Source organism: Ruegeria sp. AM4, assembly GCF_056540665.1.
Map to the genome: position 1 here is coordinate 127707 of NZ_JBQFXD010000003.1, position 23720 is coordinate 151426.

Genomic DNA, 23720 nt, shown 5'->3' on the forward strand with positions numbered 1-23720 from the left:
AATTCATATTGCTCAAGAACAACATGAGTCATGTGAAAGATGCATATCGAATTCCGGCACCTGCGCACCATCAAGGCGATCCATGAATGCGGCGGTCTGGCCCGGGCTGCGGATCAGCTCAACATCACGCAATCGGCGCTGAGCCATCAGATCAAGGGGTTGGAGGATCAGGCCGGGGTCGAACTGTTCCTGCGTCGGTCCAAACCGATGAAACTGTCGGCTGCGGGGTTGCGTCTGTTGCGTTTGGCCGAACAGATATTACCGCAGGTCGAGGCGATGCAGGATGAGTTTTCGTCGCTGCGCGACGGCAAGACCGGGCGCATGCATATCGCGATCGAATGCCACGCTTGTTTCGAATGGCTGTTTCCCGTGCTGGAAAACTTTCGAAAATCCTGGCCTGACGTGGATGTCGACATCCGCCCCGGACTGGCCTTCGACGCCTTACCGGCCCTGCAAAAAGAAGAGGTGGATCTGGTCGTTTCATCCGACCCCGAAAATTTGCCGGGCGTCGAATTCGTGGAGCTTTTTGACTACAACGCGGTTTTTGTCGCGGCTTCGGCGCACCCTCTGGCCAAGAAGACATATATCGAGGCCGAGGATTTTCGCGGTCAGACCCTGATCACCTATCCCGTCGAACGCACGCGCCTGGATGTGTTCAGCCAGTTATTGATCCCCGCGCGGGTGGAACCGGCGACGATCCGACAGGTTGAACTGACCGCAGTGATCCTGTTGCTCGTTGCCTCAAACCGGGGAATATCTGTCCTGCCCGACTGGGTGGTGCGCGAGGTCAAGTACAACTCGGACTACGTCACGCGGCCCCTGACCAAAGACGGGATCACGCGCAGGCTCTACGCCGCTGTGCGGTCCGAGGATCTGGAAAAACCCTTTGTTCAGGAGCTGGTGAAACTGGCCCGGACCGAGGCGCGCAAGTTGCAGTCACAATAGGCGTAAATTGCGGGTCTGCTATGCGCATCATTCCTCTTGGCAAGGACGCATTGCCCCAGTATACGCGCGGTTTGACCGGACAGGAGCCTTTGGACAATGGTTGGCAGTGCAAATCTCAACATCATGATCAAAGCCGCGCGCAAGGCGGGGCGGTCTCTGGTCAAGGATTTTCGTGAAGTCGAGAACCTGCAAGTGTCGATGAAAGGCGCGGGGGACTTTGTTTCCAAGGCCGACATCGCCGCCGAAGCGATCCTGAAAGAGGAACTGCTGGGTGCGCGTCCGACCTATGGCTGGCTGGCCGAAGAGGGCGGATCCATCGATGGCGAAGACCCGACCCGCCGCTGGATCGTCGATCCGCTGGACGGCACCACCAACTTTCTGCACGGTCTGCCGCACTGGGCCGTTTCGATTGCGCTGGAACACAAAGGCAAGATCGTAGCCGGTGTGATCTATGACGCCGCCAAGGACGAGATGTTCTTTGCCGAAAAGGGCGAGGGCGCGTGGATGAATGACACCCGAATTCGTGTCTCGGGCCGTCATCGCATGATCGAATCGATCTTTTCGACCGGTCTGCCGTTCGGAGGTCGCTCGGACCTGCCGGCGACATTGCAGGACTTGGCCCGACTGATGCCCGCCTGCGCCGGCGTGCGCCGCTGGGGCGCCGCGGCGCTGGACATGGCCTATGTGGCCGCCGGTCGTTACGAAGGATTCTGGGAACGCCGCCTGAACGCCTGGGATCTGGCCGCCGGTATTATCATCGTCAAGGAAGCCGGAGGCTTTGTTCAGGCGCTGAACCCCGAGGGCAGCGTGTTGGACGATGGCGAAGTGATCTGCGCCAATGAGCCGATCTTTGACACGTTCGCCAAGGTTATCCGCGGCTAAGCACTCTGCTTACCTGAAAGCGAAAGGCGCGCCCCGTTTGAGGCGCGCTTTGTTGTTCAGAAGTCAACTTCAATCGCGATGCCTTGCTTGGCGGCCAGATCAACAACCGCGCTTGCGACGGCCAGATCCTGTAATCCGACGCCTGTACCATCGAACAGAGTCACTTCGTCGTCCGACTGTCGCCCGGGATGCGTGCCGTTGATCACCTCGCCAATCTGCCGAATATCGGCTTCGGTCTTCGAGCCTGCGGCGACCGCGTGCTGACATTCGCCGAGCGTTATCGATTGCGCAACTTCGTCGGTAAAGACGCGCGCACGGGCGACCAGATCGGTCGCGACCTCTTGTTTGCCAATGGTGTCGGTTCCCATGCAGGCGATGTGCGTGCCGTCCGAGACATGCTCTGACATCAGGGACGGGGCAAAGGACGAGGTGATAGTGATTATGACATCCGCCTCAGTCAGTCCCGACAGATCCACGGCCTCAAATGGCAATCCCGCTTCGTCTGCGACTTCGGCAATGTTTGGCAGCATCTCGGGATGCAGGTTCCAACCGATGACCTTTTCAAACGCGCGCTGTTCCAGCGCGGCCCGTAGCTGGAATTTGGCCTGATGCCCCGCTCCAACCATCCCGATGACCTTGGCGTCCTTACGCGCCAGATGATTGATCGAAACCGAAGAGGCCGCAGCGGTTCTGAGCGCAGTCAGAAGGTTGCCACCGACCACCGCCTTGACCCGTCCTGTGTCCGGATCAAACAGAAATACGGTCGACTGGTGATTGATCAGCCCATGTGTTTCCAGATTGTTGGGCCAATACCCACCGGCCTTTAGGCCCAGCGTCATGCCCGCCCGGTCAAATCCACCTTTGAATCCGTAAAGCGCATCGGCGTGTCCAATGGCCTCGCGCACCACCGGAAAGTTATACGCATCGCCCGAGGCCATCGCGGCAAAAACCTGCTCGACCGCCTCGTAACTTTCCGTCCGCCCCAACAGGGCGCTGATTTCCTTTTCAGGTACGATGATCATCGTTTGTGCCTTTCTCGTGCCGTGATGGCCGCAATGCAAACGGGGCGGTGGAAACGCCGCCCCTTTGATCAACAAAAACCGTGTTCAGTACGCTTTGCCGCGTGCCGAAACCGGCCAAAGGGCTTCGACCTTGCCGTTTCGAACACCGACATACCAATCGTGGACATTGCAGGTAGGGTCGCAATGGCCGGGCACGAGACGCAGCTTGTCGTTGACCTTCAGAACAGCATCAGGATCGCCGATCACGCCGTGCTCGTCCGAGCATTTGAGGTATTCGACATCGTCACGGCCATAGATGAAAGGCAAGCCGCTATCGACCGACTGCGCCTTGAGGCCCGCGTCGCAGATGGCTTTATCCGCTTTGGCGTGGCTCATAACGCTGGTCAGAATGAACAGCGCGTTCTCCCACTCGCCCTGATCGATCCGCTTGCCGTTCTCGTCCAGAATTCGACCATAGTCCGCATCCATGAACGCGTAAGAGCCGCACTGAAGCTCGTTATAAATGCCCGAATTGCTTTCGAAATAATACGACCCGGTACCGCCGCCCGAGACCAGTTCGCAGTCGATCCCTTCGGCCTTGAGCCCATCAACCGCTTCCTTGACCATAGCGATTGCAGTGTCCAGCTTTTCCTTGCGGGCCTCATAGGTATCGAGGTGCTGCATCGCGCCCTGATAAGCTTGAATGCCGGTGAATTTCAGGTTGGGCGCTTCGTCGACAGCCTTGGCGATTTCTATGACCGCTGGGGTGGTGGTCACGCCGCAGCGGCCAGCGCCGCAGTCGATCTCGACAAAGACCTCAAGCTCTGTTCCGTGGTTGGCCGCCGCTGCCGACAGATCGGCGACGTTGTCAACGTCATCGACACAGACAATCGTACGGGCACCAAGCTTTGGCAGCTGCGCCAGCCGGTTGATCTTGGCCGGATCACGCACCTGATTGGATACCAGAATGTCCTTGATGCCGCCGCGCGCAAAAACCTCGGCCTCGGACACTTTCTGGCAACACACACCTATCGCGCCACCCAGCTTTTCCTGCAGCTTCGCGACATCAACCGATTTGTGCATCTTGCCGTGCACCCGATGGCGCATGCCATGAGCCTTGGCATAGTCGCCCATCTTCTTGATGTTCCGCTCGAGCGCGTCCAGATCAAGGATCAGGCATGGGGTTTGGATCTCGCTCTCATCCATGCCGATCGCGGCAGGGATATCGAAACCGACGTCCAGTTCATTGATGTTTACGGGTTTGTTCATCTCGTTCCTCCTTACCCTTTCAGCCAGGGCAGTTTGTCCAGATCCACGTTGCCGCCGGTGACAATCACGCCAACGCGTTTGCCGCGGAATATGTCCGGGTTCTTAAGAATGGTCGCGAGGGGCACTGCCGAAGATGGCTCCATCACCACGCGTAGATATTTCCAGGTCAGCTTCATCGCATCGACGATTTCGGCATCCGATGCAGTGAAGATGTCCGTCACGTTCTTGGACACAAAGTGCCAGGTGTTTTCCTTGAGCGGCACGAGCAACCCGTCGGCTATGGTTTTCGGCGCGTCATCAGCGATGATGTGGCCCGCCTTGAACGACCGGTATGCATCATCCGCCTGCTCGGGCTCTGCCGCATAGATCGCGGTTTCAGGCGCCAGGTTCGAGACCGTCAGGCAAGTGCCCGAGACCATCCCACCGCCACCAATCGGCGCAATAACCGCGTCAACGCCGCCTGTCTGTTCAAGCAATTCGGCCGAACAGGTTGCCTGACCCGCGATCACTCTGGGATCGTTGTAGGGGTGTACGAATTCGCCGCCGGTCTTTGCCTGTACTTCGGCAAAAGTGGCCTCGCGCGATGAGGTCGACGGCTCGCATTCGGTGATCGTGCCGCCAAACCGGCGAACCGCATCCTTCTTGGCCTGTGGCGCAGTGCGCGGCATAACGACGTTGCACGGTATGCCCCGGCGACCAGCGGCGTAGGACAGAGACAATGCGTGATTGCCGCTCGAATGAGTGCAGACGCCCTTTAGGGCCTTTTCATCATCAAGGCCGAACACCGCATTGCATGCGCCGCGCACTTTGAAGGCGCCGGCCTCCTGAAAGTTCTCGCATTTGAAAAACAACTGGGCTCCGGTCAGATCGTTCAGATAGTCCGAGTGCAGAACCGGAGTTTGCCGGATATGCGGCCTGATCCGATCCTGTGCAGCGCGCATATCGTCGATCGTCAGGTCGGCGGCGGGAATATGGTCCAACATCAGAAGCTCCTTATGCTGCGGCTTGCGCCCGGCCATGCGGGCCAGAGCGGTAGTATTCCTGTGCCGCAGCCACGCCGCTACCCAACTGAATCGGGTAGTTCAGATCGGCCATCGCCATCTCGATTGTGGCCAGCCCGGACAGAACCATAACATCCGTCAGACTGCCGAGGTGCCCGATACGAAAGGCCTTGCTGTTCAACTGCCCCAGGCCGATGCCAAATGAAACGCCATAGGCGTTGAATGCATGATCCGTCAGGGCATTGCTGTCGAACCCTTCGGGAACGTAGATCGCGCTGACAGTGTCCGAATACAGCTCGGGCGAGTTGGCAACCAGTTCCAGCCCCCAGGCATCAACGGCGCGGCGGACACCTTCGGCCAGTCGGAAGTGGCGGGCATATACATTGTCCAGACCCTCTTCGAACAGCATCTTCAGGCTTTCTCGCATGCCGTAGATCAGTTGCAGCGGCGGGGTGTAGGGAAACCCGCCGGACGCATTCGCCGCAATCATGTCGCTGAAATCGAAAAACGTACGCGGCAGAGTGGCGGTGTCCATCGCAACCAAAGCCTTTGGGCTGACGCAGAGGATTGCCATGCCCGTCGCAAGCATGAACCCCTTTTGCGAGCCAGAAACTGCAATATCGACACCCCATTTGTCGAACTCGAAGGGCATTGAGGCCAGCGAACTGACACAATCGACAAACAGCATCGCCGGATGGCCTGCCGCATCGATGGCCTGCCGAACCGCACCGATGTCTGAGCGCACTCCGGTCGCTGTTTCATTATGCGTGACCAGAACGGCACGGATGTCATGGGCTGCGTCGTCCGACAGGATGTTCTGGAACGTATTGGCGGGTGCGCCATCGCCCCAGGTGCATTCAACGACCTGAACGTCCAGCCCATGCCGTTCACACAGGTCAATCCAGCGGTGGCTGAAAACCCCGTAGCGCGCAACCAAGACCTTGTCGCCGGGGCTGAGCGTGTTTGTAACGGCAGCCTCCCACCCTCCGGTCCCGCTGGACGGGAAGGTGACGATCTGACCGCTCTGGGTGCCAAACACCTTTTTGGTATCTTCAAGAACGGGCGCAAAGGTTTCGACAAAATCCGGCGCGCGGTGATCCTGAGTCTGCACCTGCATGGCAAGGCGCAGCCGATCAGGGATGTTCGTTGGGCCGGGAATAAAGACCGGGTTCTGATTTGACATCGCTGTGTCCTCCGCTTTGAAGATAAGTGTCGCCGGAAATGGTGGATTTCGCAATTTTCTTGAAAAATATTTTCATTTTTTGATTTTACCCGCTAATATGCTGTTAAGAAACGCGTTCCTGTTTTCCATTCCTGCGGGTGGAGATTGGGGCTGAAAATAAACTTCTGGGCCGAAGGGCGATTTGGCGTCGAGGATGGGACCAAAATGGAGACTCAGAAAAGACCACGGGGCAGGCCCAAATCACAGTTCAAGGAAAGCTCGGCCGGGACGATGCAGTCGCTGGACCGGGCCTTGGGTGTTCTGACTGCGGTCGCCCGCGTCGAGCGCGCAGCACTAAGCGATCTGGCGCGCGAAACCGGCGTGCCCACGGCCACTACGCATCGGATTCTGACCACGCTGCAAAACCATGGTTTCGTCACCTTCGACGACGAGCGGCAGGAATGGATGATCGGGATCGAGGCATATCGGACCGGAGCGTCGTTCCTGCGCCGCAACAGCGTGCTTGAGGTTGGACGCCCGATCCTGCGCCGCCTGATGCAGCAAAGCGGTGAAACGGCCAATCTTGCGGTACCAGATGGGGCTGAGGTTGTGTTTGTGGGGCAGGTCGAAACGCAGAACCCGATCCGTGCCTTTTTCCCGCCGGGTGCGCGGACGCCCATGTATGCCTCGGGCACAGGTAAGGCGATCTTGTCAGAGCTTGGCGAAGGCGCTGTGACCAAACTGATGCAACGGTTGGACGCTGAGGCTTTTACTGAACATACGCGGTTGCCGGGCGATGACTTGAGGCGGGATCTGGCGGAAACCCGTGCCCGGGGCTGGTCGCATGACCGGGAAGAACGATATTATGGCATGTCCTGTATTGGTGCGGCCATTTTCGACAACAAGGCTGAACCCTGTGCTGGTGTTTCGGTTTCGGGACCGACGGTGCGGTTCGGGCAAGATCGTGCGGCGGATCTGGCCGCGCTGGTGGTTGAGGCAGCATCCGAGATCACCGACCTCAGCGGTGGCCACCGTCCATCAGACTGATCCCCGTTTTTACCTACGGGGCACGCGCGGTATGCGCGATTGCGACAGCTTGTATTTGTGTTCCGGGTGAGGCGGGTGCCCGTGTGTGCGCGTCCAATACTCGGCGCCGCCGCGTTTCAACCAAAGCGGAATGCACAAAACAAGACCCACGGCGAAGCCGCCGGTATGAGCCCAATAGGCAACTCCGCCCTGATCCGGGTCGTTGGCGAAGCTACCAACGAATTGCATCCCAAGCCATACGCCCAGCATTATGTAGGCAGGGATCGTGAATATGCGGAAATAAACGATCAATATCAAAAGGATATCAACGCGGGCTTTGGGGAACAGCAGCAGATAGCCTCCCATCACCGCAGCAATCGCACCGGACGCGCCGATGGTCGGCACAACTGAACCCGGTGCGGTCACAACATGGACAAGCCCCGCCCCAATACCGGCGACAAGATAGAACAGAAGAAATGGCAGGTGACCCATTTCGTCTTCCAGATTGTCACCGAAGATCCAGAGGAACAGCATGTTTCCAGCAAGATGCATCCAGCCACCGTGCAGGAACATCGAAGTTACAAGAGTTTCCAGCGCGAAACCGTCCGCAATCCGGGCCGGGATAATGGCATAATCGAAATACAGCCGGTTGATCAGCCGCACCTCGTCCATGATCCCGACATAGCTGAGGAAGATCAGGATATTCAATGCCATCAACGCATAGACGACATAGGGCGTGCGGCCCGAGGGATTATGATCGCGGATCGGAAACATGGCGCGACGCTGGGCTTTTCGCGGCCCAGCGTCAAGGGCCGCTTACGCCGCACCTCCCAACAGGGCAGCATTGCCACCGGCTGCGGTGGTGTCGACGCAGACATGGCGTTCGGCCAAGACCCGCGTCCTGTCCGGAAGACCGGGGATCAGCGGCAGGATCGGTCCGGGACGACGCGCCAGATGTTGCTCGATCTCGCGCGCGGTGCTGTCATCCCCCCACCAAAGGACGCCGGCGAACCCGGTCAGGTTCTCAAGCCGGTGCAGATCCAATGCGCCAGTCGCGCGGATCGCGATGCCGCCGAGGGCCTGCACCGCGTCGACCTGAGCCTGTGCCGCGTTTTCCCCCGGACCCAGGCACAAAAGCGGGGGGCGAGGGAATTCACTCAACCGGTTGGACTCACCGGTTGGTCCGGGCAAAGATCGGGTCTCTTCCTGAGCCGGGCGGCCCGTGGCGGCGGGCAGGTCGGCCATTGTCGTGTCCCACGTCTCAGACGTCGCTTGCCGATCCGGAGCGCAGAATCTGGCCAGGTAGTTCGGCCCGCCCGCTTTGGGACCGGTGCCGGACAAGCCTTCACCTCCGAACGGTTGCGAGCCGACAATGGCGCCGATCTGGTTGCGGTTGACATAGATATTGCCCGCGTGGATGGCGTCGGTCACATGCTGTACGCGGTCGTCGATCCGGGTGTGCAGACCAAAGGTCAGACCATACCCAGTTGCGTTGATATCGGAGATGACTGCGTCGATCTCCTGCGCTTTGAACCGGGCGACGTGCAGGACGGGGCCAAATATCTCGCGCTCCAGCGCCGCGATGCCCGATACCTCGATCAGAGTTGGCGCGACGTATGTACCAATCGGCGGGGTCGGCAATTCTTTCAGAACCCGGCCCTCTAGGCGCGCCAGTGCGATGTGATCGGTGATCGTTTGCAATGCCTGCGCATCAATGACCGGACCGCAATCGGTAGAAATCTTCCAGGGCTCGCCAACCTGCAAAGCATCCATTGCGCCTTGCAGCATGGTCAGGAGGTCGTCGGCGATGTCTTCCTGCACATACAGGCAGCGCAGTGCCGAACAGCGTTGTCCCGCCGACTGAAACGCGCTTTCGATGATCGATTGTACGGCTTGTTCGGGCAGGGCGGTACTGTCGACGATCATGGCATTCAGACCGCCGGTTTCGGCGATCAACGGCGTCCCGGGGCGCAGATTGTCCGCCATTGCGGATCGGATTTTCTGAGCTGTTGCCGTTGACCCGGTAAAGGTCACGCCAGACACGCGCGGATCCGATGTCAGCGCTGCACCGACCGACGGACCGCCGGGCAGCAATTGCAGCGCGTCGCGCGGCACCCCTGCCTCGTGCATCAACTGGACCGCGCGATGTGCAATCAGAGGCGTCTGCGGCGCGGGTTTTGCAAGCACTGCATTGCCAGTGGCCAAAGCGGCGGCAATCTGACCGCTGAAGATCGCCAGAGGAAAGTTCCACGGGCTGATGCAGGTGAAAATGCCAGCAGGGTCTGCCTGCGGGATTCTAGCGGCGTAGTAGCGCAGGAAATCCACCGCCTCGCGCAGTTCCGCGACCGCGTCCGGTACGGATTTTCCAGCCTCACGCGCCAGCAGGGCAAAAAGCTCGCCGTAGTGCGTTTCGTAGAGGTCGGCGGCGGCGTTCAGCGCGCGGCTACGGTCCTCGGGCGTCGCATTCCACGGTCGCGCGGACGCCAGTGCGAGTTCCACATCAGAATCGCTGGCTGCTGCAACCGAGCCGACACGATCCTGTGGCAGCGCCGGATTGATGACCGGGTGCTCATCCAGCGGCTTGGCATCACCGGACAACAGTGGGCAGGCGTACCAGTGATGCGCGCGGAACGCGTCGCGGGCAGCATCGATCCGGTCCAGCGTAGGTGTGTGCTGCAGATCGAACCCTCGGGCGTTCGGGCGTTCGGGCTCAAACAGTTCCGGCCCGGTCGGCAACGACGTAGATGGGGCTCCTACGGTCAGGAATGGATCGGCGGCCACTTCTTCAGGTGCGACATCCTCATCAACGATCTGGTTCACGAAGGATGAATTCGCACCGTTTTCCAACAGGCGCCGGACCAGGTAAGCCAGAAGATCACGGTGCGCACCAACCGGGGCGTATATGCGGCAACGGGTGTTTTGCTGATCCATGACGATTTGATGCAACGTTTCACCCATGCCGTGCAGGCGCTGAAACTCGAACGGCTGACCATCTGCCATATGCAGGATGGCGCTGACAGTATGGGCATTATGCGTCGCGAACTGCGGATAGATCCGGTCGGTCATGCCCAGCAGTTTGCGCGCATTGGCGATATAGGACACGTCCGTCGCGGCCTTTTGCGTGAAGACCGGAAACCCATCGACACCTTCGACCTGCGCGCGCTTGATCTCGGTATCCCAATAAGCACCTTTGACCAGCCGTACCATCAGCTTGCGGTCATACCGTTCCGCCATGTCGTATAGCGTATCCAGAACCAAAGCCGCACGCGGGCCATAGGCCTGAACGACCACGCCAAATCCGTCCCATCCGGCCAAAGCGGGCTCGGCCATCACCTCTTCGATGACCTGAAGCGACAGGGACAGACGGTCGGCTTCCTCGGCATCCACATTCAGGCCCATACCTGCGGCTTTGGCCAGCAAGGCCAGCGCCCGCAGGCGCGGAACCAATTCGCCCATGACTTGCTGTTCCTGCGCCAATTCGTAGCGCGGGTGCAAAGCGGACAGTTTCACCGAGATGCCCGGATTGGCGCGGATATCGTCGTGGGTGCAGGCCTCGGCAATAGCTGCAATGGCGCGCGAATAGGACAGATGATAGCGCGCGGCGTCGGCTTCGGTCCGGGCGGCCTCACCCAGCATGTCGTAGGAATAGGTATAGCCTTTGCCTTCCATCCCGCTGGCGCGGGACATGGCGGACTGGATGGTCTCGCCCAGAACGAACTGGCGCCCCATCTCTTTCATCGCACGACCGACGGCGGTGCGGATTACCGGTTCGCCGAGCCGCTTGATCGCACCCCGTATGGCGCTGACGGGCGAGGTTTCGCCATCGTCCAGAACGCGCCCGGTCAGCATCAACGCCCAAGTCGATGCATTGACCAGTGGCGACGACGACTGACCCAGGTGTTTGCCCCAATTCGATGGTGCAATCTTGTCTTCGATCAAAGCGTCGATCGTGTCGGCATCAGGGACACGCAGCAGTGCTTCGGCCAGACACATCAGCGCCACGCCCTCGTCGGTGGACAGACCATATTCGGCCAGAAAGACCTCCATCAAACCCGGCGCGGTGCTTGAGCGGATGTCGCGCACCAACTGTGCCGCTGCCTCGCAAATGGCGCTGCGGTCGGCTTGTGCCAGATCGGCCTGCGCAATCAGCGCATCAAGAATGTCGGATTGATCGGCATAGGTGAGAGAGTCGATCTTTGTGCGCAGGCTGTGTGACATGTGTACTCCGGTGTTTTTGTCCAGTATAGCTGTGTGTGACCGGGACGATGGACCGAAAATTGACATTCAGAGGTCGATTGGATCGAAATTAAGGGGATTTGCGATGCAAAAAGACTTGTCCGGCCTTGACCGCTTTGATCAGGCGATCCTGACCGCATTGGCCGAAGACGGACGGATTTCGGTGGCGGATCTGGCGCGTCGGATCGGGCTTTCCAAATCGCCAACGCAGGCGCGGCTCAAGCGGCTTGAGGCAGACCGGATCATTACCGGATATCGCGCCATGCTGGACCCGATACGGTTGGGGCTTGATCACGTGGCCTTTGTCGAGGTGCGCCTGACAGACACACGCGAACGGGCGCTGGCTGAATTCAACGCTGCGGTCCAGCGGATTGCCGAGATCGAACAGGCCCACATGATCGCTTCAAATTTCGACTATCTGCTCAAGGTACGTACCGGTTCGATGTCGCAATACCGCGCTGTGTTGGCCGAAAAGATCTCATCACTGCCGCATGTGGCCAACACGTCGACCTTCGTTGCGATGGAGGCGGTTAAGGAGACGGGTTTGATGGACCCACCGGGTTCAGAGGGTTGAGCCAAATAAAAAACGCCCCCAATTCTTGGGGGCGCTGTATTCTTATGGACAATATTCTTATGGACAATGTCAGCCGACCAGACCGTTGTCGGCCCGCTTAATCGCGATCACTGAAGAACGGGGGGTGCCGCCGTCGGGCCAATTGCTGCCCGGGTGCTGAATGCCGACAAACATGGTGCGCCGATCGTTTGACCACGCCAGCCCGGTGACTTCACAGCCATTCGGGCCGGTCATGAAACGAGCAATCTCGCCGGTGACGGGGTCGCCAACCAGCATCTGGTTGTTGCCGTTACCCGCGAAATCGTCTTCGTTGTCGTCATTGCCGTCGGTCTGAATCCAGACCAGACCGGTTGAGTCGATGGCCATACCATCGGGCGAATTGAACAGGTTGCCTTCGTTCACGTTGGGCGAACCAGCGCGGTCGTCCGAATGTACCGTAGGATTGCCCGCCATGACGTAGAGATCCCAGTCAAAGCTGGTGGCCGCGTGATCCTCGTCTGTCGGACGCCAGCGAACAATCTGACCGTACTTATTGGAGTCACGCGGGTTGGGGCCGTTGGCAACGGTGTCATCCCCTCCGGCATTTGGTTTCACGCCTCGGTTCTTGTTGTTGGTCAGGCAGCAATAGGCCTCGACCGTGACAGGGCTGGAGGCCACCCATTCGGGGCGGTCCATGGTTGTGCCGCCCGCAGCGGATGCGGCCATGCGGGTGAAAATCAGGATTTCGGCCGCGTCCATGCCAGTGGTTTCCGGCGTCAGCGGCAGCCATTCGCCGGACATGTCATCATTGAACTTTGCAACATAGAGCGTGCCGTCGTTCAGCAGGTTCTGGGTATCGACACCGGGCGCGTAGGCGGCGTTCGAGACGAACTTGTACAGATACTCACCCCGCTCATCATCGCCCATATAGACAACGACACGACCGTCCGCTGCCAAGGCAACTTCAGCATTCTCATGCTTGAAACGGCCCAGGCCAGTGTGCTTGACCGGGGTGCTTTCGGGCTTGGTCGGGTCGATTTCAACGATCCAGCCCGCGCGGTGCGGCTCATTCGGGTTTTTCGACGTGTCAAAGCGCGGGTCGAACAGCTCGTAGCCGTTCCAGCTTTCGGCCTTTACGCCATAGCGCTTGAAGCCGTCGGCAACTTCTGGGTCGTAGTTGGCATTTTCGTCGGACGAGCCAAAGTAACCGTTGAAGTTCTCTTCGCAGGTCAAATACGTGCCCCAGGGGGTCTTGCCCGACCCGCAATTATTCATGGTGCCGAGCGACGCGGTACCGGTCGGGTCGGCTTCGGTCTTCAACAGGTCATGACCGGCGGCGGGACCGACGATTTTCATCGGGCTGTTGTGGTGGATACGACGGTTGAAGGGGCTGTCCTTGACAACCGACCAGCCCTCGGGGCCTTCCGTGATCTCCATCACCGTCACGCCCTGAATGTTCTGAAGTTTCAGGACATCGTTGGCGCTGGCCGGTACACCTTCTTGCGCGGCGGGCAGGTTGATCTTGCGGTTCGGGTATTCGTGATTGATCGCGATCAATTCATGACCCCGGAACGAGAAGGTCTCCATTCCATCGGTGTTCTCGCCAAAGATTCTGTCGGAGTTTTCGACCGCACCGCCGTCGGTCAGATCATAGGCTTCCGCATCCGAAAACAGCGGATCGCCCCAACGCATCAGCATTTTCCACTCGTACCCCTCTGGTACGTGGACATTACCGTCTGTTTGCGCGGCAATCGGGGTAAAGGCGTAGCGCGACGCTTCCACAGCCTGCGCGGCTGTCGAGCTCAACAGACCTGTGCCTATCGCGGCAGCGCCGGACCCAAAGGCCACGACTCCGGCCAAAAATCCGCGTCGGGAAATGGCGGCTTCCACAACCCGGTCAAAGTCGTTTTCCGCAGGGCGTGGGAAATGCAACTCGTCCCAGTCGTCGGCAGACAATGTGGTGGGGTTGATGTCGGTCATGGATAGCTCCTGGCTGTCTGAGTCGGTAGAATGAGCCGGATGTAACCGTGGATTGTGACAGGAAAGTTAAACATGTCTTAAGGCAAGGTGCAGCATTTGTCCGCGCGCGTCTGTGTATTGGAACAAGACTATTCAATCGGTATCGCTGATGATGCAGCATGGCTGAGCGGAAAGAATTCCAACTTCCTGCTTGACGACAGTTGGCACATAAAATAATCAGCCAAGACGCTGAGCGGGTATAGCTTAATGGTAAAGCCCCTGCCTTCCAAGCAGGCTATGTCGGTTCGATTCCGTCTACCCGCTCCACCTCAGCCGGACAGCTTCATACAGGTTATTGCTTGCGTCAAATGGCCCCCAATGGACGTGGCATTCGGGTTGACCGCTTGACCCCGGGTGCCCGTATCGCCAAGAAGTTTTGACACCGGGGACACCCCGGTCCCGAAATCTGAAGGCAAGGGCCAAAAATGGCAAGATCACGTACCGATACCCAGGTTCAGACCCAGGCCCCCGGTGCCCAGGAAGAGCGGGCGAGCTCGAAAAAGCTGGGTGTTCTTGCGTCCTTGTGGCCCTTCATGAAAGCGTATCGTGGGCTGATGATCGGTGCCACGCTTGCGCTGGTGTTGACAGCCGGGATGACCTTGACGCTGCCACTGGCGGTGCGGCGGGTCGTCGACAATTTCCGCATCGAGGACGGAGAGCTGCTGGATTGGTATTTTCTGGCGGCGCTGGGCATCGCGGCCATTCTGGCGGTGGGAACGGGCGTGCGCTACGCGCTGGTCACGCGGCTGGGCGAAAGGGTCGTGGCGGATATCCGCAAGGCGGTGTTCGACCGGGTCATCGGGATGAGCCCCGAGTTCTACGAACGCATCATGACTGGAGAGGTCCTGAGCCGCATCACCACCGACACGACCCTGATTCAATCGGTCATCGGCTCATCGGTGTCGATTGCGTTGCGCAATTTGCTGATGTTCATCGGCGGGCTAGTGCTGATGTTGCTGACTTCGGCTAAGCTGACCGGTCTGGTGTTGTTGCTGATCCCGATCGTCATCGTCCCGATTTTGGTTCTTGGGCGCCGCCTGCGCGTCATCAGCCGCGAAAATCAGGATTGGATCGCAGCATCTTCGGGCAATGCAGGCGAGGCGTTGGGTGCGGTGCAGACCGTGCAGGCCTTTACACACGAACAGGCTAGCCGCAAACAATTCGGTGACATGACCGAGACGTCCTATCTGGTGTCTCTGAAACGCATCTGGACGCGCGCGATTCTGACGGTCATCGTCATCTTTCTGGTATTTTCGGGCATTGTCGGCGTGCTGTGGATGGGTGCCAACGACGTGCGAAACGGCATCATGACCGAGGGCGTTCTGATCCAGTTCGTGATCTATTCAGTTATCATGGCGGGCTCGGTTGCGGCGCTGTCCGAAATCTGGAGCGAATTGCAACGCGCCGCCGGGGCGACCGAACGTCTGGCCGAGTTGCTGAATGCGCAAGACACCGTGGTCGATCCGTCACGGACCGTGGCTCTGCCGCAGCCGGTACGTGGCGAGATATTGTTCGACGACGTCACCTTCCGCTATCCGTCGCGGCCCGAACATGCGGCGCTGGAGCAACTCAACCTGTCGATCAAACCGGGGGAAACCGTGGCATTTGTCGGCCCGTCCGGTGCGGGCAAGACAACTGTCATCCAGCTCATTCAGCGGTTCTACGATCCCGAGGCTGGACAGGTCTGTCTGGACGGTGTGAACCTGCGCGATCTCGACCGTGCGGAATTTCGTAAACATATGGCATTGGTGCCGCAAGACCCGGTGATCTTTGCCGCCTCGGCCCGTGAAAATATCCGGTTCGGGCGTCTGGACGCCACCGATGCCGAGGTTGAAGCCGCCGCCCGCGCCGCCGCAGCACATGACTTCATTGCCGCCTTGCCGCAAGGCTATGACAGTTTCGTCGGCGAGCGCGGCGTCATGCTGTCTGGTGGTCAAAAGCAGCGTATCGCCATCGCACGGGCCATTCTCAGGGATGCGCCGGTCCTTTTGCTGGACGAGGCGACCTCGGCCCTTGATGCCGAAAGCGAACGTGCGGTGCAGGGCGCGGTCGACCAGATGCGGGCTGGTCGGACAACGTTGATCGTCGCACATCGGCTCGCGACCGTAAAAAAAGCGGATCGGATCGTGGTGCTTGAGGCAGGCCAAATCGTGGCGCAGGGCACGCATGACGATCTGGTGGCACAGGACGGGCTTTATGCCCGCCTTGCGCGGCTTCAGTTCACCGATGGTGTGGCCGCCGAATGAAGTGACGTACCGGCATTCCGGGACTCGCCGTAGCGTCATTCTACATTTTGTTGCTTTCCATAGCTAAGCCCTTGCTTGCGCGGGCCCTCATTTGCTTCCATCTTGGAGCGAACAGAAGCCCGTGCACGACACGGGAGAAAAATGGGGAGGAGCCACATGGCCTTTGTGGGATTGGAAGACAAAGCGCGCATCGAACAGGAAATGCCATGGGAGGATCGGGATGTGCCGGTCACATTCCATCAGTTGTTGTCGCGTACCGCGGGAAAATTCCCAAACCACAAGGCGATCAGTTTTCAACTGTTGTCTGGTCCGACGGACAGGGCCGAGACGCTGACATGGTCCGAATTGCTGGGCAAGGTCAATCAGGCGGCCAACCTGTTCCGCTCGCTCGGTATCGGGGAAAAAGACGTGGTTGCCTATGTGCTGCCCAATTGCAACGAGACGCTGGTCACCATGATGGGCGGTGCTGTCGCCGGGATCGTGAACCCAATCAACCCGCTGCTGGAACCCGAACAGATCGCGGCCATTTTGCGCGAAACCGGTGCCAAAGTTGTTGTCACGCTGAAATCCTTCCCCAAAACGGATGTGGCCCAGAAGGTTGAAGAGGCCGTGCGTCACGCGCCGGGGGTCAAGACCATTCTGGAAATTGACCTGAACCGTTATCTGACGCCGCCAAAATCGTGGCTGGTCCCGTTTCTGCGCCCCAAAATGGGCGACAAGGAAAAGCTGGCACACGCAAACTATCTGAACTTCAACAACGAACTGGCCAAGCAGCCGACGACCTTGGGTTTTGAAGACAGCAAGGAAGATCGGGTCGCCTGCTATTTCCACACCGGCGGCACGACGGGCATGCCGAAAGTGGCGCAGCACAAGTATTCGGGCCTGATTTACAACGGCTGGCTGGGCAACACGCTGCTTTTTGACGAAAATGACGTCATCATGTGCCCGCTGCCGATGTTTCACGTCTTTGCGGTACATGTGATCGTCATGGCCGCTGTGTCGTCGGGCGCTCATGTCATATTCCCGACACCCGCCGGGTATCGCGGCGACGGTGTGTTTGACAACTTCTGGAAGCTGATCGAACGTTGGAAGGTGACATTCATCATCACCGTCCCGACCGCAATCTCGGCCAAGATGCAGCGGCCCGTCGATGCTGATATCTCAAGCGTGAAAACTGCGTTCTCAGGCTCGGCACCTTTGCCGGTCGAACTGTTCCGCCGCTTTGAAGAAGCGACAGGTGTGACCATCGTCGAAGGCTACGGCCTGACCGAGGCGACCTGTCTGGTGTCGTGCAATCCGGTGGACGGCGAGAAAAAGATCGGCTCAATCGGCATTCCGTTCCCGTACACGGATGTCAAGATCCTGAAGGACGGACCGGATGGGCCGACCGAGTGCGGGGCGGATCAGATCGGCGAAATCTGCATCTCGAACCCCGGCGTCTATGCGGGCAACACCTATACCGAGGTCGACAAGAACGCGAACCTCTACCATTTCGACAAATACCTGCGGACCGGAGATCTGGGCCGGTTTGACGAAGATGGCTATCTGTGGATCACAGGCCGCGCCAAGGACCTGATCATCCGCGGCGGTCACAATATCGACCCGGCTGAAATCGAAGAGGCTTTGCTGGGCCATGACGCCGTCGCTTTTGCCGGGGCAATCGGCCAGCCGGACGCGCATTCGGGTGAAGTTCCTTGCGCCTTTGTGGAGCTTGTCGAGGGGGCGACCGCAACCGAAGAAGAATTGATGGAATTCTGCAAGGTGCACGTGCATGAACGCGCGGCGCAGCCAAAGCACATGACCATCTTGGGCGAGTTGCCCAAAACAGCCGTTGGCAAAGTTTTCAAGCCCGATTTGCGGAAACAGGCCATCACCCGCGTTTACAATGGCGCGTTGGAAACTGCCGGTGTCGCTGCCCGGGTCGTTTCGGTCGTTGACGACAAGAAACGCGGGCTTGTCGCGCAGCTTGACGCGAACGGCTCCTCCGAGGACGATGTTTCGAAAGTGCTGGGCTCATTCACCCGGCCGTGGGAATGGTCTGACTAAAGAGCCGGAGGAACAATGGACTATGAACGCCTGATCGACGAAGAGACTTGGGCGTTCATACGCCGTTCCAACGAAAGCTATCCGGACAACGCGGTTGATTTGTCGATCGAGGATCAGCGCCGCGTCTACAACGCGATGTGCGCCGATTTCCAACAGCCAAGGCCGAAGGGCGTTAGCACCAAAGACCAGATGGCCGACGGCGTGCCGGTTCGCGTCTACACGGCCGGAGACCCCACCCGAACTGTCGTCTATTTTCATGGCGGCGGTTTTGTCGTTGGGGGATTGGACAGCCATGACGATATCTGCGCCGAGATATGTGCGCAGACCGGGTACCGGATTGTTGCCGTCGATTATCGTCTTTGCCCTGAACATGTGCATCCGGCGCAGTTTCAAGACAGCTGGACGGCAACCAACTGGGCCGCTCGGGAATTTGGCGATCCTTTGGTACTGGCGGGCGATAGCGCGGGTGGCAATCTTGCTGCGGCAGTTGCGCATCATGCGCGCGGTCGGTTGCCGAATGTGTTGGGGCAGGTTCTGATTTATCCCGGCTTGGGCGGAGACAGCGACAAGGGCTCGTATGTCGAACACGCCCAAGCGCCACTTCTGACGTGCGACGAGATCGCATTTTACGACAAAGTGCGATGCAACGGCACAGCCCCCCAAGGCGATCCGACATTTGCGCCTTTGCACGACCCGGACTTCTCAGGCCTGCCGCCGACAGTGGTTGTGACTGCGGATTGCGACCCCTTGCGGGACGATGGCCCCGCCTATTGCGACAAGATCACCGCCGCTGGCGGGCAGGCGTGTTGGATAAACGAACCTGGTCTGGTCCACGGCTATCTGCGCGCGCGCCACTCGGTCAAACGCGCGGCGGATAGTTTTGAACGTATTTCTGTCGCGATTGAGGCGCTGGGGCAGGGGCTTTGGGCCTACGACTGATCGATTACCTCAAAAACGGTGTCGCTTTCATCGTCTCCGCCAGAGGAGCGCCCAAACGGTTCAGGATCGTAGGCGCAAGCTGTAGCTGGTCGATCACCGCATCGGCCTCGGGGCCTTCGGCATCACCGAAGTAGTACAGAGCGGTTTCCTGCTGCAGCGGGTCCCTGCCACCGTGGTGGCCACGTTCGTCTTGCCCATGATCGGCGGTCACGATGACCTCGTAGCCCATCTGCCGCCAACGCGGGATGAACGGGGCCAGCATTTCGTCCATGACGAAGCAGGCATGGTCCATCTCTTCACAGTCGTGATAGAACCGGTGTCCCATACTGTCCAGCGTGCAGGTATGCAGGATGCCGTAATCCAGCCCGAACCGCAGGCACAGATTGGTGAGCGTCGCAAACAGGTCCAGATCACATGGCGTCATCTGGTTCGCCTTGCCGTAGCCGGTCATCGAGTGAAACCGGCCATGGTTGATCGTCATGCTGTCCGGTTCGTCATATTCCACGTCGCGAACATAATCGAAGGGATGGCGATTGAAGAATGAAGACCAAAAGCTGTGGGTGACTGCGCCGGTCACACCACCGGCCTCGCGGACCTGGCTGAAGATATCCTTGTGTTTCAGGCGAAAGACATTTCCGTTGCCGGTGCAGCCGTGCTCTTGCGGGGTCAAGCCGGTGTGGATCGACGCGTAGCAACTGGCCGAGGTCGAAGGCAACACCGAGCGATGTTTCCAAATCCGCGCCGTGCCGTCGTCGACCCAGCCTTCGAGATTGCCAAAGAGGCGACGAAAATTGCGGTAGGGAACGCCGTCCAGGATGATCAGCAGCAGTTTGCGGTCCATGCGTGGTCTTTCTTGATGCAGTTTCGATTGGCACTCTACGCGTACACTTCAGGTGCGGTCGCCTGTTCGCGCCCTGGATAGCAAAATCCCGACACTTGATTGTGACAAGCGCCGGGATTTTGAAGTTTTGCAGGCAGGACGGGCTCAGTTCCCGGCGCTTTCCATCTTGCGGTGGGCAACGACCTCTTCCAGCCAACCCAGATGCATCTCGGGCACCGAGCTGAGCAGAAGGTCGGTATAGTCGTCGAAGGGCGGCGTCAGCACTTCGCTTTTTGAGCCATAGCGCGCAACACGCCCCTGATACATCACCGCGATGCTGTCGCTGATGGCACGCACCGTTGCCAGATCGTGGGTGATGAACAGATAGGCCACATCCTCGATCTTCTGCAATTCCAGCAGCAGCTTGAGGATGCCGTCCGCCACCAGCGGATCCAGCGCCGAGGTGACCTCGTCACAGATGATCATCTTGGGCTTGGCCGCAAGCGAGCGCGCAATACAGACACGCTGTTTCTGACCACCGGACAGTTCCGCCGGATAGCGGTCGATGAACTTCTCGCCCAACTCGATCTCATCCAGCAGTTCGATGATCCGCTTGCGTTTTTCAGCACCCCGCATGTTGAAGTAGAACTCCAACGGACGGCCGATGATCGTACCAACTGTCTGACGCGGGTTCATCGCCACATCGGCCATCTGATAGATCATCTGCAACTCGCGCAGATCCTCGCGAGAGCGGCCCGCGAGGTCAGAAGACAGCTTGCGCCCTGCAAATGTGATCTCACCTTCGCGCGGTGGAAGCAGCCCGGTGATCACTCGCGCCAGTGTCGACTTGCCCGAACCGGATTCTCCGACAATCGCCAGGGTTTGACCCGGATGAAGCTCGACATTGACGTTGTGCAGCACATCGAAATTCAGCCCCTTGTAGCGCGCGGTGATACCCTCGACGCTCAGCACCGGTTCCGGCGTGGGATTCTTTTCTTCGTGCTCGATCGACCGTACCGAAACCAGAGCCTTGGTATAGTCTTCCTGCGGATTGTTGATGATCTGATCGGTGGTTCCGTATTCGACCGTGTTCCCCATGCGCAGCACCATGATGTCGTCGCTCACCTGCGCCACAACCGCCAGGTCGTGGGTGATATATAGCGCGGCAACACCGGTATCCGCGATGGCCTCCTTGATCGCCATCAGAACGTCGATCTGGGTGGTCACGTCCAGCGCAGTTGTCGGTTCGTCGAACACGACCAGATCGGGCTCGGGACACAGCGCCAGCGCGGTCATGCAACGCTGCAACTGACCGCCCGAAACCTGGTGCGGATACCGCTCACCGATATTGTCCGGGTCGGGCAGGCCAAGCTTGGCGAACAACTCGCGCGCGCGGGCCTCAGCCTCCTTGCGCGAGAACTTCTTGTGTTCGACCGCCGCTTCGATCACCTGATCCATGATCTTCTTGGCCGGGTTGAAGGACGCAGCAGCGGATTGCGAGACGTAAGTGACTTCGCCCCCGCGCAGGTTGCGGATATCCCCCAGACCTGACTTCAGAATATCACGGCCATTTACCCAGACCTCGCCACCGGTGATCTTCACACCACCTCGGCCATAAGCCATCGAGGCCAGACCGATGGTGGATTTACCGGCACCGGATTCACCGATCAGCCCCAGCACCTTGCCGGGCGCGAGATCAAAGCTGACCCCGTGCACGATCTCGATGTCATGGGGCTTTTCGCCTGGCGGATAGACAGTCGCGCCGATCTTGAGGTCGCGGACCTTGAGTAGTGGATCGCTCATCCCCGGCCTCCTTTCAGCGATGTGGTACGGTTCAGGACCCAGTCAGCCACAAGGTTGACCGAGATCGCCAGCGTCGCAATGGCCACAGCCGGCAACAGAGCCGCTGGAATGCCGTAAACGATGCCTTCCTTGTTCTCTTTCACGATGCCACCCCAATCAGCCTCGGGCGGTTGTACGCCAAGACCCAGGAACGACAGCGTCGATACGAACAGAACCGCAAAGATGAACCGCAGGCCCATTTCGGCGACCAGCGGAGACAACGCGTTGGGCAAAATCTCGCGGAACACGATCCAGTTGCGGCCTTCGCCACGCAGTTTGGCCGCTTCGACGTAGTCCATGACATTGATGTCCACTGCGACGGCGCGGGCCAGGCGGTAGACCCGGGTGGAATCCAGCAGGCCCATGACGATGATCAGGATCGGGACCGTCACCGGCATAACCGACAGAACCACCAGCGCGAAGATCAGCGTCGGGATCGACATGATCAGATCGACAAAGCGCGACAGAACCTGATCGACCCAACCACCGATCACGGCAGCAAAGAAGCCCAGAACCGAGCCGGTTATGAAGCTGATGAGCGTTGCAGCCGTGGCGATGAAGATTGTTGTCCGGCCACCATAGATCATCCGGCTGAGCAGATCGCGACCGATATTGTCGGTGCCCAGCAGAAATTCGGATGACGAAGGCTCCCACACATCGCCGACAACTTCGGCCATGCCATAGGGTGCAAGGATCGGCGCGAATAGGGCCATCAGAAAGTACAGGGCCATGAGGAACAGCCCGATCATTGCGGAAATTGGGATGTTCTTCATTTCGGGTGCCTCAGTCTCGGGTTCGCCAGGATCGCAACGATGTCGGCGATCATGTTGAGGCCGATATAGACGGCCGCGAAGATCAGACCGCAGGCCTGAACAACCGGAACGTCACGTTTGGACACATGGTCAACCAGGTATTGACCCATTCCGGGATATACAAAGACCACTTCGACAACCACGACGCCCACGACCAGATAGGCCAGGTTCAACATCACGACGTTGACGATCGGCGCGATGGCGTTCGGGAAAGCGTGCCGGTAGATGACCATGAAGGTGCTCAGGCCCTTCAATTCAGCTGTCTCGACATAGGCGGATTGCATCACGTTCAGGATCGCTGCGCGCGTCATGCGCATCATATGCGCCAGAACAACCAGCGTCAGAACGATGACAGGCAGGGCGATTGACCGAAGCCGTTCTAACACGCCCATGTCATCGTCGAGCATGGCCACGGACGGGAACCAGCCCAGCCGCACGGCCAGAAAATACATCAGCAGATAGCCGATCAGGAATTCCGGGATCGAGATCGATGTCAGCGTGACCGCCGAAATCAACTTGTCGGGCCAGCGGTCGCGATAGCGAACAGCAAGCAGGCCCAGCAGAATAGCAAGCGGCACCGAGATGAGTGCAGCCCAGAATGCGAGGAACAGAGTGTTGTTCAGACGTTCACCAAGGCTTTCGGCGATGTCACGGCCATTGGTCAGCGCGGTGCCAAGGTCGCCCTGCATCGCACCGAACAGCCAATCGAAATAGCGGGTCAGCGCAGGTTTGTTCAGCCCAAGCTCTTCCCGTAGGTTGGCAAGCGATTCGGGGGTGGCGGATTGTCCGAGAATGGATTGAGCCACATCGCCCGGCAGGATCATCGTTCCCGCAAAGATCAGGGCGGAGGCCGCGATAAGCAAAAGGGCACTCAGCGCAAAGCGCTGAGCCACCAGTTTTATAATGGGATGCATCGACCTG

Annotated in this window: 18 protein-coding genes and 1 tRNA gene; 8 read left to right on the forward strand and 11 right to left on the reverse strand. The window is 59.1% G+C overall.

Annotated elements, in window-relative coordinates; genetic code table 11:
- Positions 1-39 precede the first annotated feature (39 nt).
- Both ACR0JA_RS08435 and ACR0JA_RS08440 read left to right on the forward strand, forming a co-directional pair.
- A complete protein-coding gene (locus ACR0JA_RS08435; RefSeq protein ID WP_480572714.1) occupies positions 40-945 on the forward strand; it encodes a LysR family transcriptional regulator in 906 nt (301 codons plus the stop codon).
- A gap of 96 nt (positions 946-1041) precedes the next feature.
- Positions 1042-1827: an inositol monophosphatase family protein gene (locus ACR0JA_RS08440; RefSeq protein ID WP_480572716.1), complete on the forward strand. Its 786-nt coding sequence runs from the start codon at positions 1042-1044 to the stop codon at positions 1825-1827.
- Positions 1828-1883: 56 nt separating this feature from the next.
- On the opposite strand, the gene bhcD is transcribed toward ACR0JA_RS08440, so the two are convergent.
- The 4 genes from bhcD to bhcA form a co-directional block, all read right to left on the reverse strand.
- Positions 1884-2849, reverse strand: coding sequence for an iminosuccinate reductase BhcD (gene bhcD / locus ACR0JA_RS08445; protein WP_480572718.1), 966 nt, complete (start codon positions 2847-2849; stop codon positions 1884-1886).
- 84 nt (positions 2850-2933) lie between these two features.
- Positions 2934-4097 (reverse strand): 3-hydroxy-D-aspartate aldolase BhcC, encoded by a 1164-nt coding sequence (gene bhcC / locus ACR0JA_RS08450; RefSeq protein WP_480572720.1) that lies wholly within the window; start codon positions 4095-4097, stop codon positions 2934-2936.
- Between the two features lie 11 nt (positions 4098-4108).
- A complete protein-coding gene (bhcB, locus tag ACR0JA_RS08455; protein WP_480572722.1) occupies positions 4109-5080 on the reverse strand; it encodes a beta-hydroxyaspartate dehydratase BhcB in 972 nt (323 codons plus the stop codon).
- A 10-nt stretch (positions 5081-5090) separates the two neighbouring features.
- Complete coding sequence (gene bhcA / locus ACR0JA_RS08460) at positions 5091-6281, reverse strand: L-aspartate--glyoxylate aminotransferase BhcA (protein ID WP_480572724.1); 1191 nt, start codon at positions 6279-6281, stop codon at positions 5091-5093.
- A 204-nt stretch (positions 6282-6485) separates the two neighbouring features.
- Between bhcA and ACR0JA_RS08465 the strand changes: the two genes are divergently transcribed.
- On the forward strand, positions 6486-7307 hold the full coding sequence (locus ACR0JA_RS08465; protein ID WP_480572726.1) for an IclR family transcriptional regulator: 822 nt from the start codon (positions 6486-6488) through the stop codon (positions 7305-7307).
- A gap of 9 nt (positions 7308-7316) precedes the next feature.
- Here the strand turns inward: ACR0JA_RS08465 and ACR0JA_RS08470 are convergent, their stop codons facing one another.
- A complete protein-coding gene (locus tag ACR0JA_RS08470; protein ID WP_480572728.1) occupies positions 7317-8060 on the reverse strand; it encodes a rhomboid family intramembrane serine protease in 744 nt (247 codons plus the stop codon).
- A 42-nt stretch (positions 8061-8102) separates the two neighbouring features.
- Complete coding sequence (gene putA / locus ACR0JA_RS08475; RefSeq protein WP_480572730.1) at positions 8103-11504, reverse strand: bifunctional proline dehydrogenase/L-glutamate gamma-semialdehyde dehydrogenase PutA; 3402 nt, start codon at positions 11502-11504, stop codon at positions 8103-8105.
- 103 nt (positions 11505-11607) lie between these two features.
- Here putA and ACR0JA_RS08480 point away from each other — a divergent pair, with 103 nt between their 5' ends.
- The gene (locus ACR0JA_RS08480; RefSeq protein WP_480572732.1) at positions 11608-12096 is read left to right on the forward strand and encodes an Lrp/AsnC family transcriptional regulator; all 489 of its coding nucleotides are present in this window, start codon (positions 11608-11610) and stop codon (positions 12094-12096) included.
- Positions 12097-12165: 69 nt separating this feature from the next.
- On the opposite strand, the gene ACR0JA_RS08485 is transcribed toward ACR0JA_RS08480, so the two are convergent.
- Entirely contained in the window at positions 12166-14055 is a 1890-nt protein-coding gene (locus tag ACR0JA_RS08485) for a PhoX family protein (RefSeq protein ID WP_480572734.1), read from the reverse strand.
- Between the two features lie 232 nt (positions 14056-14287).
- Here ACR0JA_RS08485 and ACR0JA_RS08490 point away from each other — a divergent pair.
- The 4 genes from ACR0JA_RS08490 (at position 14288) to ACR0JA_RS08505 (ending at position 19325) form a co-directional block, all read left to right on the forward strand.
- A tRNA-Gly gene (locus tag ACR0JA_RS08490) sits at positions 14288-14361 on the forward strand.
- 158 nt (positions 14362-14519) lie between these two features.
- Complete coding sequence (locus ACR0JA_RS08495) at positions 14520-16340, forward strand: ABC transporter transmembrane domain-containing protein (RefSeq protein WP_480572736.1); 1821 nt, start codon at positions 14520-14522, stop codon at positions 16338-16340.
- Positions 16341-16496: 156 nt separating this feature from the next.
- Entirely contained in the window at positions 16497-18386 is a 1890-nt protein-coding gene (locus tag ACR0JA_RS08500; protein WP_480572738.1) for an acyl-CoA synthetase, read from the forward strand.
- Positions 18387-18401: 15 nt separating this feature from the next.
- A complete protein-coding gene (locus ACR0JA_RS08505) occupies positions 18402-19325 on the forward strand; it encodes an alpha/beta hydrolase (RefSeq protein WP_480572740.1) in 924 nt (307 codons plus the stop codon).
- 4 nt (positions 19326-19329) lie between these two features.
- On the opposite strand, the gene ACR0JA_RS08510 is transcribed toward ACR0JA_RS08505, so the two are convergent.
- From ACR0JA_RS08510 to ACR0JA_RS08525, 4 genes are all read right to left on the reverse strand, one after another.
- Positions 19330-20166, reverse strand: coding sequence for an alkaline phosphatase family protein (locus tag ACR0JA_RS08510; RefSeq protein ID WP_480572742.1), 837 nt, complete (start codon positions 20164-20166; stop codon positions 19330-19332).
- Positions 20167-20310: 144 nt separating this feature from the next.
- On the reverse strand, positions 20311-21948 hold the full coding sequence (locus ACR0JA_RS08515) for an ABC transporter ATP-binding protein (protein ID WP_480572744.1): 1638 nt from the start codon (positions 21946-21948) through the stop codon (positions 20311-20313).
- Complete coding sequence (locus ACR0JA_RS08520) at positions 21945-22760, reverse strand: ABC transporter permease (protein WP_480572746.1); 816 nt, start codon at positions 22758-22760, stop codon at positions 21945-21947. Before ACR0JA_RS08520 ends, ACR0JA_RS08515 begins: the two co-directional genes overlap by 4 nt.
- Complete coding sequence (locus ACR0JA_RS08525) at positions 22757-23713, reverse strand: ABC transporter permease (protein WP_480572748.1); 957 nt, start codon at positions 23711-23713, stop codon at positions 22757-22759. The genes ACR0JA_RS08520 and ACR0JA_RS08525 overlap by 4 nt, the downstream gene beginning before the upstream one ends.
- Between the last annotated feature and the right edge of the window lie 7 nt (positions 23714-23720).